We start from the raw sequence: 15,387 nt of genomic DNA on the forward strand, positions 1-15,387 counted from the left end.
GTGCCGCGTCAGCCGGCGCGGTCGGGCAGCACCTGGACCGTGCCGCCCACCGCGCGCTCGCCCGCCGCGTCCGACGGGTGAGTGACGAGGGCACCCTTCACGGCCATGGCGGTGGAGCCGCCGCCGTCGAGGTTGAGGGCGTCCACGGCACCCAGCGAGCGCATGAAGTCGGCGGCCTCCTCAAGGGTGAAGCCCTCGCTGCCGTCGGTCTGGCGGCCGTCCACCGTGGCGAGGATCAGCCGGCCCTTGGCGTCGACACCGGCCATGGTGCGCGGCTGGCGGACGTTCGCCCAGGCGTAGCCGAAGGAAAGGTCCTTCGGGTCGAGGACGCCCTCCGTCGCCGCGTCGATGTTGTTACGGCCGTCGGTCACGAGGGTGGGGGCAGCACTCACGATGCTGTCGTCACGGTCGAGCTCCACCTCCTTGCCGTCCGTGTCGCGGATGACGTCCTCCACACCGATCCGATGCCCCGTGCGGGCGTGCGCGGTCAGCCAGTCGGCGGCCGAGCCGATGCCCTGGAGCACCGAGCCGTGGGCCGGGGCGGAGCCTCCGCGCGAACCCACCGACACCACGCGGCCGTTGGCGTCCAGGACGACCTGCGTGCCGGTCCCGGCGGGCAGCGGCGCGCGCCACTCACCCGTGAACTGCACCAGATCATCGGCCGCATGGCACGTGACGTCCTGCCAGGGCAGCTCGCTCGGGGTCACTCCCGGACGGCCGCAGTCCCGTACGAGCCCGGGCACCCGGTTGATGCCCTGGGCCTGGTACTTGTCCGCGCCCGCGTGCACCGTGACGGTCGTCGTCAGGTCCGCCACCCGTACGTTCCGGCCGCCGTCCCCGATGATCAGCGAGGCCCGCGAGCCGGCGGCCATGGACTCCAGCTCGCCGTGGTCCGCGCTGAGACCCGACTGTGTTCCCTGGACGCCGTCGGCGTCCGAGGTGACGAAGAAGCTCGCGTTGACGCCCACGAGGGAGCCCAGCTTCGCGGCGACCGACGAGGTGGTCTCACGCTGCGCGACGTTGCCGTCATGGGTGCCCTCGACGGTGCCGGTGAAGGTGTGCGGGTCGATGACCGCGACGTGCACGTTCTCCCGGTCGGCGGGCTGTTCGGTGTCGTAGCCGGTCCAGGTGACGGCGGGGTGGAAGCCCGCCGCGGTGATCTGCTGAGCGGCGCTCTGGGCGTCCGCCTGGGTGGCGTACGAGCCGACGCGTACCCGCTGACCCATGTCACCCTGCGGGGTGTCGGCGTAACCGGGCCAGCGCACCGTCTCCACCCGCGGATCGAAGCCGTGGTCGCGCAACCGCTGCGCGGTGTCGTCGGCCCAGGACCGCGGCCCGACCGCCGCCCAGGTCGGGGTGCCGCTGAGGCGAGCGGTGGTCGGGGCCTGGACGGTGACCGTCCAGACAGGCCGGGAGTCGGCGTTCTCGATCGTGGCGCTGCGCACCTGTACGCCCGGGGCGACTGCCTGAGTCGTCCATACGACGCCCTCCGTGTCCGCGCCGGGCTCCGCTCCCTGCGCCGTCCCCGTAAGCGTGCCCGAGGCGGCGACGACCGCACACACGGTCGCGGCACTCAGCAGCATGCGCGCTCGCGCGCCGGACCGGGTGTTCTTGTGATCCATGGCTCCCCCTCATTCCCACAGCCAGTAGGGCCGGTACGGCCCGTACGGACGGAACTCCCTCAACCAATCGGACTCACCCGACACCGTGATTCGTCCGGGCACAAGTCATCGGCACACAGTCGCGCCGCGCCGGTTCGTCATCCTTTAACTATCAGCGCTTACCTACGCATCCGTAACCTCACGGCCTACTCAGCTTCACTACGTCTGTCACCCCACGGAAGGGACGTTCTGAGGTGATGAAAGACAGGAAGAGGGACAGGTCGAGGAAGCGGCTGCCGAAGAGAGTCGCCCTGTTCGTCGTCGCGGTCCTGCTCGGAGGGCTGCTCGCCGTACCCGCGGCGGTGACCGCCATGGCCGGTACGCCGGAGGCGTGTTCGGCGGCGGACGCCGACATCTACCGGCCTCCGGACCGGGCGACCGCCACGCCGGGCGCCGTCGTCGCCTGCCGTCGTGTCGACGCGCTGCCCATGGTGGGCAACGGCACGCCGTTCGACGCGTGGAAGGTGCAGTACGGCTCCACCGACGGGCGGAGCCGGCCCGTCAGCGTCGTCGGCACCGTCGTCGTGCCGAAGGAGCCGTGGAAGGGGGCGGGCGAGCGGCCGCTGGTCGGCTTCGTGCCCGGCACCCTCGGCATCGGTCCGCAGTGCGCGTTCTCCAAACAGCTCGCGGGGCAGTACCAGGACGCCTACGAAGGGCCGAACATCTCGGCGCTGCTCAAGGCCGGTTACGCCGTCGCCGCGACCGACGGCGCCGGGTACATGGACGGCCAGGTCCACCCGTACGTCAACGGCGTCGAGGCCGGTCACGCAGCCCTCGACATGGCCCGCGCCGCCTTGCGGATGCCCGGCAGCGGGGTCGCCGCCGGCGCCCCGGTCGGGTTCTGGGGCTACTCGGAGGGCGGCTCCGGGAGCCTGTGGGCGGCCCAGGTCGCGCGGTCGTACGCCCCCGAACTGCACGTCGTCGGCGTGGCCTCCGGCGGCATCCCCGCCGACCTCAAGGAGGTGTCGCACGGTCTCGACGGCGGGTTCTTCGCCGGGTTCCTGATCGACGCCGTCATCGGGCTGTCCGTCACGCATCCCGACATGCCGTTCCAGGACCTCCTCGACGACGGCGGCCACAAGGCCGTCAAGGACGCCGAGTCGCTGTGCGCGATCGGCACCGTCACGCGGTTCGCGGGCGCCCGGATCGAGCAGTACACCAAGGATCATCTGACGCTCGACCAGATGTACGCCCTGCACGGGCCCGATGGCACCACCTGGAGCGACGTGGCCGCCGGCAACAAGCTCGGCGTCGGCCTCGGCACCCCCGGCTCGGGAGCCCGCTACGAGGTCGGCTTCCCGGTGCTGCAGTACCGCGGCGTGCTCGACGAGGTGATCCCCGCGAAGACCGCCGACGGCGTGCGCCAGGCGTACTGCGCCGCCGGGATCACCACCCAGTGGAAGCCGTACGTCGGCGACCACCTCACCGGCGACTTCCAGGCCGTCGGCGACACGGTGGCGTGGCTGGGGGACCGCTTCGAGGGCAAGGAGACGAAGGGCAACTGCTGATCCCACCCTGCTGACCCCACGGTCCTCGTGACCCGAGACCCGTGACCGTCCCCGTGCCGGAGCCCCACGGCACGGGGACTCGCGATCAGTAGGGTACGAGCGTGAGACTGACGATTCTGGGCGGCGGCGGATTCCGGGTGCCGCTCGTGTACGGAGCGCTGCTGACGGACCGGGGCGAGGGGCGCGTCACGCGGGTCGTCCTGCACGATCTGGACGCGGAGCGGCTGTCCGCCGTGACGCGGGTCCTGGCCGAGCAGGCCGCGGGCGTCCCCGACGCGCCCGAGGTCACGGCCACCACCGACCTCGACGAGGCGCTGCGCGGCGCCGATTTCGTCTTCTCCGCCATCCGCGTCGGCGGCCTCGAGGGGCGCGCCGAGGACGAGCGGGTGGCCCTGGCGGAGGGCGTGCTCGGGCAGGAGACGGTCGGCGCGGGCGGCATCGCGTACGGGCTGCGGACCGTGCCGGTCGCCGTGGACATCGCCCGGCGCGTGGCCCGGCTGGCGCCGGACGCCTGGGTCATCAACTTCACCAACCCGGCCGGGCTCGTCACCGAGGCCATGTCCCGTCACCTCGGCGACCGCGTCATCGGCATCTGCGACTCGCCGGTCGGTCTCGGCCGGCGCATCGCCCGCGTGCTGGGTGCACGGCCCGGCGAGGCCTGGATCGACTATGTCGGCCTCAACCACCTCGGCTGGGTGCGCGGACTGCGCGTCGCCGGCCGCGACGAACTCCCGCGCCTGCTCGCCGATCCCGCCCTGCTCGGATCGTTCGAGGAAGGGCGGCTCTTCGGCGCCGACTGGCTCCGGTCGCTGGGCGCGATCCCCAACGAGTACCTGCACTACTACTACTTCAACCGTGAAGCCGTACGGGCCTACCAGCAGGCCGAGAAGACCCGCGGTGCCTTCCTGCGTGACCAACAGGCCCACTTCTACGAGGAGATGAGGAACCGGGCCGCCCCGGCGCTGCTCACCTGGGACCGTACCCGTGCCGAGCGCGAGGCGACGTACATGGCCGAGAACCGCCAGGCGGCGGGCGCCGGCGAACGCGAGGACGACGATCTCTCCGGCGGCTACGAGAAGGTGGCCCTGGCCCTGATGCGGGCCATCGCGCGCGACGAGCGTACGACCCTGATCCTCAACGTCCGCAACCGCGGCACGCTTTCCGCCCTCGACCCTGAGGCGGTCATCGAGGTCCCGTGCCTGGTCGATGCCAACGGGGCCCACCCGGTCGCCGTCGACCCGCTGCCCGGCCACGCCACGGGGCTGGTCTGCGCGGTCAAGGCGGTCGAACGCGAGGTGCTGTCCGCGGCCGAGTCCGGATCCCGTACGGCCGCCGCGAAGGCCTTCGCCCTGCACCCGCTGGTGGACTCGGTCGACGTGGCCCGCAGACTGGTCGAGCGCTACACCGAGGTCCATCCGGGGCTGGCGTACCTGAAGTAGGACCGCTCTGAACCATGGCCGTTCCGAAACAGGTCCGCAAGGGGCCTGGCTCGCACCAGGCCCCTCGGGAAGGCGCGGACCTCAGCCCGTGAACCCCGCCGTGATCGAGGTGAACTGCCAGGTGTTCTGGCTGATGCCGGAGCAGTTGCTCACCACGCCGCCGCCGGGACACGGTCGGTCGCGGTTGACCGACCAGAAGGCGAGCCGGGCGATGTGGTGGGTGTTGGCCCAGTCGCGGATCTGGGTCCAGATCGCCGGGGTGGTGGTCTCCTGCTGGTCGGACAGGCCGTTCATGCCGGATACGCCGATGTGGGAGTAGGCCGTCGCGTCGTCCCAGCCGAACGTGGACTTGAGCTTGGCCTTGAGGCCTTCGGCCGCGTTCACCGTGTTGCCGTACATGTCCGATCCGCCGCCGAAGTCGAACGGCATGATGGTGAACACGTCTATGCCGGCGCCGAGTTGCTGTGCCTGCTCGATGAGCCGGTTGCCGTAGTACGTCGGGCCGGTGGTCGTGGTGCCGAAGGTGACGATGGTCTTCAGGCCCGGATTGCTGGCCTTCACCGTCTTCAGCGCGGTCAGGATCTTCGCCTGGACGGCCTCGTTCTCGAACTCGTCGGAGTTCTCGATGTCCATGTCGATCGCCTTCAGGGAGTAGGCGTCGATCACCTTCTGCAGGGCACCGGCGAGCGCGCTCGCGGAGGAGCAGTTGGCGCCGAGCTTGCTGCCCTGCCAGCCGCCGAACGACGGGACGACGTCACCGCCCGCGGAACGGATCTGGTTGATGACACTCTGGTCGGTGCCGCCGGTCAGCGGACGGTTGCTGTCCCAGGCGGGGTTGCAGCCGCCGGAGTCCAGCATGAACGCCATCGTGTACCACTTGACGCCGGTCGCGCTCATCACCGAGGTCGCGCTCGGCGGATCGCCCCAGCCGAGGTACAGGTAGGGCGCGGCCTGTTTGAAGGCGCCCCCGCCGCCGGTGCCCGCGTTCGTCGTGACGCTCACGGAGCCCGAGGCCCCCGAGACGTTCCCGGCCGCGTCCCGCGCCTTCACGCTGAACGTGTAAGCCGTGCTCGGCGACAGGCCGCCGACCGTGGCGCTCGTACCGGAGACGGTCAGGACCTGGTTGGACCCGCTGTAGACGTCGTACGCCGTCACACCCACGTTGTCCGACGAGGCGTTCCACGACAGCGACACGCTCGTGGAGGTCTTCCCCGTGGAGGCCAGGCCGGTCGGCGCGCTCGGCGCCTGGGTGTCCGAGCCGCCGCCACCGCCGGGACCGTCCAGGCTGATGTCGTCGGCGTAGTAGGTGCCCTGCGCGTACCAGCCGTGGACGTACACGGTGACGCTGGTCTGGGTGGCGCCGGTCGTGAACGGCACGGTCAGCCGGCTGTACGCCGACGGGGAGGTCGTCCACGTCGAGGGGCCGCCGTTCACGCCGAGGTAGACGTAGGAGCCGCGCACCCAGCCGGTGAGTGAGTACGCGGTGTTCGGCTGGACCGCGACGGTCTGGGTGCACTGGGCGTTGTCGCTCGAACTGGGCGCACCGGCCAGGGCCTTGGAGCCGCCGTGCACGGGGGAGGAGACGATCGAGCCGAGGTTGCCGGTGCAGGACCAGGGCGAGAGGCTGCCCGACTCGAAGCCGGCGTTGGTGAGCACGTTGGCCGCGTGGGCCGTGCCCGGCAGGGCGACGGCTCCGGCGAGCGCGAGGGCCGCGGAGCCGAGGAGGGCGAGAAGGCGACGTCTGGAACGTCCGAGTAGGTTGCGCACGCGATCTCCCTGAAGGAATGGGGGTGTTCGGGAGTGCACGGCTGTGCAGAGGGGTGCGCACACCAAGCTGGTATGGACCAATCAGGGTGTCAAGAGAGTGCACCATGATTGGTCCATACCGGAGGGAGATCGGGGCTTGGGTCAGGCCCGTGCGGTGGCCGCGGCGCCGTCGGCGATGTCCGCGGACGCGTCCGCCTCGGCCGCCGGTGCGGGTACGGCCGGCAGCAGGGGCTCGGCCTCCGCCGTCCGCTGCCGCGGCAGCGACACCGGCCGTACCGGACGCGGGCCCGACACCACGGCGTAGTCCTGCCCCAGGAACGGCGGCTGGACCTCGCCCGGGTCCTCGCCGAGCGCCAACTTCACGGCGGCCCAAGGGGCGTTGACCCCGCACTGGGACAGCTGGTGCAGGCCCCCGGCGGGGCGCGTGTTGACGTCCATCAGCACCGGCCGGTCGCCGTACATCCGGAACTGGATGTTGGACAGGTAGTGCAGCCCGAAGCCCCCCGCGATCAGCCGGGCGGGCTCCAGCCACTGCTCGTGGAGCGTGAAGCCGCGGCGGCGGCCGTTCTTGGTGCGGCCCACGGCCATCCGGACCCGGTTGTCCGGTCCGGTGAGGCAGTCCACCGACACCTCCGGCTCCTTCAGTCGCGGCATGACCAGCCAGTCCACCGGTCCGTCGGCCCGCTCGATCGCCTCGACGACCAGGTCCAGCGGTACGTGCGGGCTCGGGAAGCCGTTCAGGTGAACGAGCGAGAAGGGGGTGCGGGTGATGACCCGGAAGCCCACACCTCCCGCCCCGGCCGCCGGCTTGAAGCACGCCGTGTCGCCGAGCTCCTCCAACTCCTCGACGGCCGCGACGAGTTCCTCGGCGGTGCGCACCCGCCACCACGGCGGCACCGGGACGCCGACCGACTGGACCGCCTCGTACGCCGTCGCCTTGTCCTCGAAAACGGCCACCGCCTCGGGCGTCGGCGCCAGCAGCGCCGTACCGGCGGCCTCGAACTCGGCGCGGTGCGCCACGATCGCCGCCTGGTGCAGCCGCGGCACGAACACGTCGATGCCGCGCCGCGCGCACTGGGCCAGGGCGTACTCGACGTACCCGGCCGGGGACAGGCCCTCCGGCTCCAGCTCGGCGGTGTCGGCGGCGGCCAGCACGGGGGAGTCGGCGTCACCGTGCGTCGCATGGATCTCGACCGCCCGGTCGCTGGGATTTCTCCGCAGCTGATCCATGAAGAACACGTTCTCCGCGTACGTGCGGTTGAGCCAGACGCGTACGCGAGAGATCATGCAGGCCGCCTTTCGGGGCTTTCGGGCAGGGCTGAGCGCCATGAGCCCGGGAGTGGGGATTCAGGTACGCCAAACCGCCCTGTGCGAAGGGGAGTTCGGGGGCGGTGGTGTTGGGCCGATCATACGGCTTTCAAGGGTGTGGTCGTGCAACGCCCGGGTTACGGATTCCCCGACGGTGTCCGACGCTTGCGCGTGCCCCTCGTGCCCCTCGTGCCCCTCGTGCCCCTCGTGGGCCCGTGGCCCGGCGCTCGCTCAGCCCTCTCCTGCCGTCCCGAGGTCGTCGCGCCGGCGTCGGGTTTCTCGTCGTCCGAGGCGGTGCATGTGTTGTCGTGGGGCTACGGGTGTGGCCGTGGGCGGGATCGGAACGGAGGTCGGAATCGGTGATCGAGGAGCTGCTCCCGGACTCGGTCGTGGCCGTGGACACGCACGGTGAGGACGGCCTCCGGGACGCCCCGCTCTACCCCGAGGAAGAGGCGCTCATGGCCCGGGCGGTGCCCAAGCGCCGCCGCGAGTTCTCCGCCGTGCGCGCCTGTGCCCGGCGCGCCATGGAGAAGCTCGGCGTGGCCCCGCAGCCCATCGTGCCCGGCGAGAGCGGCGCCCCGCGCTGGCCCGCCGGCCTGGTCGGCAGCATGACCCATTGCGACGGCTACTGCGCCGCAGCCCTGGCCCGCGCCACCGACCTCGCCTCCCTCGGCATCGACGCCGAACCGGACGGCCCGCTCCCGCCCGACGTCGGCTCCTACGTCTTCCTGCCCACCGAGAGCGCGCGCCTGCGCCGGCTCGCCGAGGAACACCCCGCGGTCCACTGGGACCGGCTCCTGTTCAGCGCCAAGGAGTCGGTCTACAAGGCGTGGTTCCCGCTCACCGGGAAGTGGCTGGACTTCGCGGAGGCCGACATCGAGGTCTACGCCGACGCCGACCGCGACCTCGTTCCCGGCGGGCGCGGCCACGGCGGTCTGCGGGCGCGGCTCCTCGTGCCCGGCCCCTGGGTGGGGGAGCGCCGGGTGCAGTGGTTCGAGGGACGGTGGACGGTTCGGGACGGCGTCGTGGCCACGACCGTCGTCGTGCCGCACTCCTGACGGCCCGGCACGGCGGCCGGCACCGCCGCCGTGCTCAGGGCTCGGGACACCAGCTGCGCAGCAGACGGAAGAACGCCTGCTCGTTGCCCGCGAGTCCCGCCTCCGCCAGTGCCTGCTCCGCCTCGGCGAGCACGCCGGGCGGCACGAGTGCTGGTCGCCCGGCGCCGGGCGGACCGTCGAAGGTCGCGCGCACCGTGTGCAGCAGCCGGAGGTAGGCCTGCACGGCGGTGCGCTCGCGGTCGGTCATTACGGCGGTGGGCATCGGTCGGCTCTCCCCGGTCGGTGTCGCGGTCAGGCGTCCCTACGACGCGTACGCCGCACACGGAAGCGGCGTGACTCCAGCTTGCCGCCCGCCACTGACAATGCCCGCTCACCCCGGCAGTGCCCCTCCACCGCGGCTCCCGCGTTCGCCCGAGCGGAGGACCCCGAGACTCCTTTCAAGGACCCGCTCGCTCCGGTTCGCCCGCTCGGTCGAGCCTCAGCCCTGCGGGCCCGGATAGCCGAGGGCCGCCTCGATGCGGCCCGCCAGGTGGTTGCGCCGCACCGGGCCACGCAGGGACGAACCCGCCAGCCAGGTACGGCACTTGCTGGCCAGCAGCAGGCCGAAGGCCTCGGCCTCCCGCTCCGCCCCCTCGTCGTGCGGACCGAGACCGGTGCGGGCGGCGATCTTGTGCACGGTCGCCTGGAGGGCCGCCCGGTCCGTGTCGTCGCCCAGCAGCCTGGCGGCGACGGCGACACCGTCCACGAGGTGGCCGCCGTGGTCGGCCTTCATGTGCCACAGCTCATGGCCGAGGATCACCAACTGGTGCTCGGGAGTGGTGCGTTCCTCGACGACGACGAGATCACGGTCGGTCAGATCGAGCCACAGTCCGCTGGCGGTACCCGGCGGGAAGACCGCCTCCCGGAAGAGGACGGGGCGGCCGCGACGTCTGCTCATCGCCTCGCACAGCGCGGCGTACAGTTCGCGCGGCGCGGCCGGTGCGGGGAGTCTCAGCTCTCCGGCCAACTCGCCGCTGAGCCGTCGCATGTCCTTGCGGATGCCCACAGTCCTCCTTCCCCTCACGACTCGGGTCGTGTGACGCTCTCCAGGAGCATGTCCAGCCACTCCGCGACCTTGTCCCGGTGCTGGTCGGTGGGCAGTTGGGCCGCGCGCCAGGCGATCCCGCGGACGCCGTGGTCCTGCAGTAGCCGCTCCAGCGGATCCTCGGCGGCCACCGAGGCCGCGGCCCGCTCGCGGTCGGCGAGCTTCTGCAGGAGCTCCTGCTCGACGTGCTGCAGCGCGCCCGCGAGTGCCTCGGGATCCTCCGCGGTGAGGAAGCCGGCGTGCACCCGGAAGAAGCGCTGCAGGGCGTCGCAGTGCTCCATGGTGGGCCGCCGGTCGCCGTTGATGAGGGCGCCGGCCTGCTGCCGGGACATCCCCGCGCCGTCGGCTATCTCCTGCTGGGTGTGTCTGCGCCCGTTGGGCTTCAGCCGGGTGCGGCGCAGCAGGTCCAGGCGCTGCAGGAACCGGGCCTGCACATCGGGCTCGCCCGCGGGCCGCCCGCAGAGCAGGGCGCGGACGACGGGTTCCGGGACGCCACAGGCGACGGAGAGCCGTGCCACGTCGAAGACGTCGGAGTGCGGGACGCCGAGCCGGTCGGCGAGCGCGGTGACGCGGGCGGCGACGGCCGGCAGCTGGGCGGTCACCAGGGCGCCCGGATCCTCGTAGCCATCCGTCACCGCCAGAACTCCTACGTCTCTCAGAGATGTCAGGGCATTTCGCGATCAGACGTCCTGAACTTCCGGGAGACTACCGGCCAGTTCGAACTCACATCCAGGTCTCGCCACAACTGTGGCCAATTTCAGCCGTCAACAGGCATGAAATGCCACGATAGTTGACATGACGGCTGTCGGGCCAGCAGGATCACATGGCCGCGTGAAGGCCGCAGAGGCAAGAGGGGTGACCTCCCGATGGCATATCAGGCAGGTGGGCAGTGGCCGGCGCCACGGCCCGTCCCCGAGGGGCGCGAGGCCCAGGCATACCTCCAGGACTACGCCACGCTTCTGGAAGCCGTTCCCTTTCCTTCTCTCGTCGTCGACCACCGCTGGGACGTGGTGCTCGCCAACGGCGCGTTCCGGTCACTCTTCCGCGGTGTCGGCCCCCATCCCACGGCCATGCCCGCCGACAACTTCCTGCGCTTCGTCCTGTTCCACCCCGACGCGGGCACGGTCCTCGCCGAGCACGAGCCGCGCTGGTGCCTGCCGATGCTGGCCCACTTCAAGGCGGCCGTCGAGCGGTACGCCCACGATGCCGGACTGCAGGCGATCCGGCGGGACATCGCCCAGGACCCGATCATGGAGGCCGCCTACCGGCAGGGCCTGCCGCACTGGATCCGCGCGATGGGCGAGGCGGCCGCGGAGCACGACGGCGCCGTCCGTCCGCTGCTGCACCCCGACCCGCGCTGGGGCGCCACCGACTGCCGCCTGGTCGACGAGACCCCCAGGGCGCTGCATGCCATGGGCTACACGCGCCTCACGCTGGTCCTGCGCGACCCCCGCCGACCGGCCGCTGCGGCCCGCCGGCCCCGGCCCCGCCGTCCCCGTGGCGCCGTTACGCACCTCACCGTCGTGCCGACTCCAGAGTCCTGACCCGACACCGCCGGCGTTCAGGTCGCCGACGGCGCCGGGCGGGATCCTGGGCACGACGCCACCAGCACGAGGGGCACGCCCCGGCACGGCACCAGCCGCGTCCCCTCGAAGGACTCCGCCCGGGCCCGCTCCAGTACGGCCGCGAAGTCCGGCCCCTTCGTGAGGGAGCCTGCGAGATGAGCCGGGTCCGCGGAGGCGGCGACCCGGCCGCGGGCGTTCACCAGGCGGGCGGGGCCGGGCAGTTCACGCAGCAGCGGCAGAGCGGCCGCCTCGAAGTGCCGGAGGTACACATCGGCCGCGGCCACACCCGCGAACCGCCCCGCCACCCGCACCGGCGCGGACAGCGTGAGGCTGTACTCGTCAGAGCAGAGGTAGTCGACGTAGGGCCCGGCCACGGCCCGCCGCCCGGTGTCGCGGGGCAGCGCGAACCAGTCCCAGTGCGTGTAGTCCGAGTACGCCGACCGCTCCGGATCGAGGTCGGGCAGCAGCGGCCGTACGCCCCCGTCGGCGCCGGTCTGCCACCACTCCAGCCACGCCGGTACGTCGGCCAGCAGTCCCGGCGCGGCGACGAAACCGACGCCCGAGACCAACTCCTGCCGCTCCAGCCGCAGATGGAGTCCCGGACGCAGGGCCGCCAGGTCGGGGGAGACGGGGCGCCTGCCCCGCGCGTCCACGCGGCTCAGCAGCGCGGCCGCGTCGGCGCATGTCTCGGCGACGACGTCGAAGACCGCCTCCAGCGTCTCGCCCACCCGGGCCGCCACCCGCTCCTCGGCGGAGGCCTCCGGCGTCGGGGCCGCCGCGTCGACGAGACGGCGGCTACTGCGCATGGAGCTCTCCAGCGGACGAGGACCGGTGACCCGGGGGTGAGGGCCGAAGCCGGTGAACGGGGTCTACAGCGTGAGGCGGTTCGCGATGAGCCGGGCCGTCGACTCCCGCACGCACCGCTCGGCCAGCGTGCTGGCCGTGACGTGGGCCCCATCTTGCACGGCGGAGATCACGGAGCGGTGACGGCCTGCGGCCTCTTCACGATATTCGTCCTCCTTCAGGACGAGGCAGAGCAGCGCCCCCACCTCGGCCTGCAGGGCGACCTGTTCACGGGTGAGCCGGGCCGACTGCGCCGCCGCGGCCAGCTCCACGTGGAAGCGGCCGTACACCCGGCTGCGCGCCGCCGCGTTCGCGGCTGTCGTCAACTCCTCAGCTGTACGCTGCAGTTGGAAGAGGTCTTCCGGCTCGGTGCGCTGTGCGGCGAGCCGGGCGGCGGCGCCCGACAGTGCGGCCCAGTGGTCGCCGAGGTCGCGCAGCTCCTCCGTGCTCCAGCCACGCAGCCGGGTCCGCAGTCGTTCCTCGCAAGGGACTTGGGGCTGCGAGACGAAGCTCCCGCCGCCCCGGCCCCGGCGGGTGGTCACCAGCCCCTGCTGGCGCAGGGCCATCAGCGCCTCGCGCAGGGTCACCGTGGACACGCCGAGCTGCGCGGCCAGTTCGCTCTCGCCGGGCAGCTGTTCCTTGTCGGCGAGCAGCCCGAGCTCGATGGCGTCGCCGAGCCTGCGAACCACCGCGTCCACGCGCGCGCGGCTGTCCACCGGGGCGAAGACGATTCTTCGGGCGCCGCCGTCCCTCTGCTGTTTGACCTGGTTCACCGTCACCACCTTGCGAGTTGGCCGAATCTTTACCCCAAGATGCTCTTGAGCTTTGAACTATGACTTCATATCTTTCCCGCTGACGATCGAGAACGCCAGAAAGGTTCCCGCCATGGAGGGAGTTGCGATCCGGCTGCACGGACTGCGGAAGTCGTTCGGCGAGACCACCGCCGTGGCCGGCATCGACCTGGAGATCAGGGACGGGGAGTTCTTCTCGATGCTCGGCCCGTCCGGCTCGGGCAAGACGACCGTGCTCCGCATGATCGCCGGATTCGAGACACCGACGGAGGGCCGGATCGAGCTCGCCGGCCAAGAGGTCACCGGCCTCGCGCCCTTCGAGCGCGATGTCCACACCGTCTTTCAGGACTACGCGCTCTTCCCGCACATGACGGTCGAGCAGAACGTCGCCTACGCCCTCAAGGTCCGCAAGGTCCCCAAGGCGGAACGCCTGACGCAGGCCCGCAAGGCGCTGGCCGAGGTACGCCTCGACGGATACGGCACCCGGCGCCCGGCCCAGCTGTCCGGCGGCCAGCGCCAGCGCGTCGCCCTAGCCCGCGCCCTCGTCGGCCGCCCCCGCGTCCTGCTGCTCGACGAGCCGCTCGGCGCCCTGGATCTCAAGCTGCGCCAGCAGATGCAGGTCGAACTCAAGGCGATCCAGCGGGAGGTGGGCATCACCTTCGTCCTCGTCACTCACGACCAGGAGGAGGCCCTGACGATGAGCGACCGCATCGCCGTCTTCCACCAGGGCCGCATCGAACAGGTCGGCACCCCCGCCGAGGTCTACGAACGCCCCGCGACGCCGTTCGTCGCGTCCTTCGTCGGCACCTCCAACCTGCTCGAAGGCGAGGCCGCCCAGCGCGTCGTCGGCACCGCGGGCACCTACAGCGTCCGCCCCGAGAAGATCCGTGTGCGGAAGGAGTCCGCGCTCGCGGACGAACCCGAACACACCACAGCCGTCGGCACCGTCGCCGAGGCGGTCTACCTGGGCGACGCCACCCGCCTCCTGGTCGACCTCGACGCCGGCGGCCGCCTCACCGCGATCCAGCAGAACCTGGACACCTCCGCCGAGGACGTCGCCGCCTACCGCGGCGCCCGGGTCGTCCTCCACTGGCACCGGCGCCACACGGTCCAGGTCCCCGACCCCCGCTGAACCCGCCCCCCCCCACACAGGGAGAACCATGCGCCTCACCCGTACTCTCCAGGTAGCGGCCGCAGCCGCGATACTCCTGGCCGCCACCGCCTGCGGCTCCTCCGGCTCCGGCGGCGGCTCCTCGGCCACCGGCCTCAACCCGCCCGACATCAAGGCCCCTTCGAAGCTCGGCAAGACCGAGGGCGCCGTCAACCTCGTCGCCTGGGCCGGTTACGTGGAGGACGGCTCCAACGACCCCAAGGCCAACTGGGTCAGCGACTTCGAGAAGCAGACGGGCTGCCAGGTCCACTCCAAGGTCGCCGCCAGCTCCGACGAGATGGTCAAGCTGATGAAGACCGGGCAGTACGACGCCGTCTCGGCCTCCGGCGACGCCTCGCTGCGCCTCATCGCTGCGGGTGACGCGGCGCCCGTCAACACCAGCCTCGTGCCCAACTACAAGGACATCTTCGGCGACCTCAAGCTGCAGCCCTGGAACTCCGTCAAGGGCAAGGCGTACGGCATCCCGCACGGGCGCGGCGCCAACCTGCTGATGTACAACACGCAGAAGGTGAAGCCCGCTCCGACGTCCTGGTCCGCGGTCTTCGACGGCGCCGCGAAGCACAAGGGCCATGTGACGGCGTACGACTCGCCGATCTACATCGCCGACGCCGCGCTCTATCTCAAGGCCACGAAGCCCGAGTTGGGCATCAAGAACCCCTACGCGCTCGACCAGAAGCAGTTCGACGCGGCCGTGGCCCTGCTGAAGAAGCAGAACGCGAACGTCGGCGAGTACTGGAGCGACTACCTGAAGGAGATCTCCGCCTTCAAGAGCGGCGACTCCGTCGTCGGCACCTCCTGGCAGGTCATCGCCAACCTCGCCGCAGAGGAGGGCGCCAAGGTCAAGGCCACCGTGCCCAAGGAGGGTTCGACCGGCTGGTCGGACACCTGGATGGTCTCCGCCAAGGCCAAGCACCCCAACTGCGCCTACAAGTGGCTCGACTGGATCGTCTCGCCGAAGGTCAACGCCCAGGTCGCCGAGTACTTCGGCGAGGCCCCCGCCAACGCCAAGGCCTGCGAGGAGACCGGCGACAAGAACTTCTGCGCCACCTACCACGCGGCCGACACGGCCTACTGGAAGCGCATCGCCTTCTGGAACACGCCCATCGAGCAGTGCCTCGACGGCCGCAGGGACGTCAAGTGCGTTCCGTACGCCAAGTGGGTGCAGGCCTGGACCGAGATCAAGGGCTGACCC

14 protein-coding genes are annotated in these 15,387 nt (G+C 71.5%); 6 read left to right on the forward strand and 8 right to left on the reverse strand.

Annotated elements, in window-relative coordinates:
* Positions 1-8: 8 nt before the first annotated feature.
* Entirely contained in the window at positions 9-1,622 is a 1,614-nt protein-coding gene (locus ABZ910_RS22570; protein WP_361367868.1) for a phosphodiester glycosidase family protein, read from the reverse strand.
* A gap of 236 nt (positions 1,623-1,858) precedes the next feature.
* Here ABZ910_RS22570 and ABZ910_RS22575 point away from each other — a divergent pair, with 236 nt between their 5' ends.
* Both ABZ910_RS22575 and ABZ910_RS22580 read left to right on the forward strand, forming a co-directional pair.
* Positions 1,859-3,169: a lipase family protein gene (locus ABZ910_RS22575; protein ID WP_361367871.1), complete on the forward strand. Its 1,311-nt coding sequence runs from the start codon at positions 1,859-1,861 to the stop codon at positions 3,167-3,169.
* A 101-nt stretch (positions 3,170-3,270) separates the two neighbouring features.
* Complete coding sequence (locus ABZ910_RS22580; protein ID WP_361367874.1) at positions 3,271-4,608, forward strand: 6-phospho-beta-glucosidase; 1,338 nt, start codon at positions 3,271-3,273, stop codon at positions 4,606-4,608.
* Positions 4,609-4,689: 81 nt separating this feature from the next.
* On the opposite strand, the gene ABZ910_RS22585 is transcribed toward ABZ910_RS22580, so the two are convergent.
* Positions 4,690-6,375 (reverse strand): carbohydrate binding domain-containing protein, encoded by a 1,686-nt coding sequence (locus tag ABZ910_RS22585; protein WP_361367877.1) that lies wholly within the window; start codon positions 6,373-6,375, stop codon positions 4,690-4,692.
* Between the two features lie 141 nt (positions 6,376-6,516).
* On the reverse strand, positions 6,517-7,662 hold the full coding sequence (locus ABZ910_RS22590) for an ATP-grasp domain-containing protein (protein WP_361367880.1): 1,146 nt from the start codon (positions 7,660-7,662) through the stop codon (positions 6,517-6,519).
* 380 nt (positions 7,663-8,042) lie between these two features.
* On the opposite strand from ABZ910_RS22590, the gene ABZ910_RS22595 reads away from it, so the two are divergent.
* Entirely contained in the window at positions 8,043-8,741 is a 699-nt protein-coding gene (locus ABZ910_RS22595) for a 4'-phosphopantetheinyl transferase superfamily protein (RefSeq protein WP_361367883.1), read from the forward strand.
* A gap of 34 nt (positions 8,742-8,775) precedes the next feature.
* Here the strand turns inward: ABZ910_RS22595 and ABZ910_RS22600 are convergent, their stop codons facing one another.
* The 3 genes from ABZ910_RS22600 to ABZ910_RS22610 form a co-directional block, all read right to left on the reverse strand.
* Positions 8,776-9,003: a hypothetical protein gene (locus ABZ910_RS22600; protein WP_361367886.1), complete on the reverse strand. Its 228-nt coding sequence runs from the start codon at positions 9,001-9,003 to the stop codon at positions 8,776-8,778.
* A 216-nt stretch (positions 9,004-9,219) separates the two neighbouring features.
* A complete protein-coding gene (locus tag ABZ910_RS22605) occupies positions 9,220-9,768 on the reverse strand; it encodes a toxin-antitoxin system, toxin component (protein WP_361368124.1) in 549 nt (182 codons plus the stop codon).
* Between the two features lie 32 nt (positions 9,769-9,800).
* Positions 9,801-10,460, reverse strand: a complete 660-nt coding sequence (locus tag ABZ910_RS22610) for a helix-turn-helix transcriptional regulator (RefSeq protein ID WP_361367889.1) — start codon at positions 10,458-10,460, stop codon at positions 9,801-9,803.
* A gap of 231 nt (positions 10,461-10,691) precedes the next feature.
* Between ABZ910_RS22610 and ABZ910_RS22615 the strand changes: the two genes are divergently transcribed.
* Positions 10,692-11,369 carry a hypothetical protein gene (locus ABZ910_RS22615; protein WP_361367892.1) on the forward strand — a complete coding sequence of 226 codons (678 nt, stop codon included), beginning with the start codon at positions 10,692-10,694 and terminating at the stop codon, positions 11,367-11,369.
* Positions 11,370-11,386: 17 nt separating this feature from the next.
* Here the strand turns inward: ABZ910_RS22615 and ABZ910_RS22620 are convergent, their stop codons facing one another.
* Both ABZ910_RS22620 and ABZ910_RS22625 read right to left on the reverse strand, forming a co-directional pair.
* Complete coding sequence (locus ABZ910_RS22620; protein ID WP_361367894.1) at positions 11,387-12,196, reverse strand: hypothetical protein; 810 nt, start codon at positions 12,194-12,196, stop codon at positions 11,387-11,389.
* A gap of 63 nt (positions 12,197-12,259) precedes the next feature.
* Complete coding sequence (locus ABZ910_RS22625) at positions 12,260-13,006, reverse strand: GntR family transcriptional regulator (protein ID WP_361367897.1); 747 nt, start codon at positions 13,004-13,006, stop codon at positions 12,260-12,262.
* Positions 13,007-13,118: 112 nt separating this feature from the next.
* Between ABZ910_RS22625 and ABZ910_RS22630 the strand changes: the two genes are divergently transcribed.
* Both ABZ910_RS22630 and ABZ910_RS22635 read left to right on the forward strand, forming a co-directional pair.
* Positions 13,119-14,156 carry an ABC transporter ATP-binding protein gene (locus ABZ910_RS22630; protein ID WP_361367900.1) on the forward strand — a complete coding sequence of 346 codons (1,038 nt, stop codon included), beginning with the start codon at positions 13,119-13,121 and terminating at the stop codon, positions 14,154-14,156.
* Between the two features lie 28 nt (positions 14,157-14,184).
* Positions 14,185-15,384 (forward strand): ABC transporter substrate-binding protein, encoded by a 1,200-nt coding sequence (locus tag ABZ910_RS22635; RefSeq protein WP_361367902.1) that lies wholly within the window; start codon positions 14,185-14,187, stop codon positions 15,382-15,384.
* Positions 15,385-15,387: the final 3 nt, after the last annotated feature.

It is taken from the genome of Streptomyces sp. NPDC046805 (genome assembly GCF_040645355.1).
Taxonomy (GTDB): Bacteria; Actinomycetota; Actinomycetes; order Streptomycetales; family Streptomycetaceae; genus Streptomyces.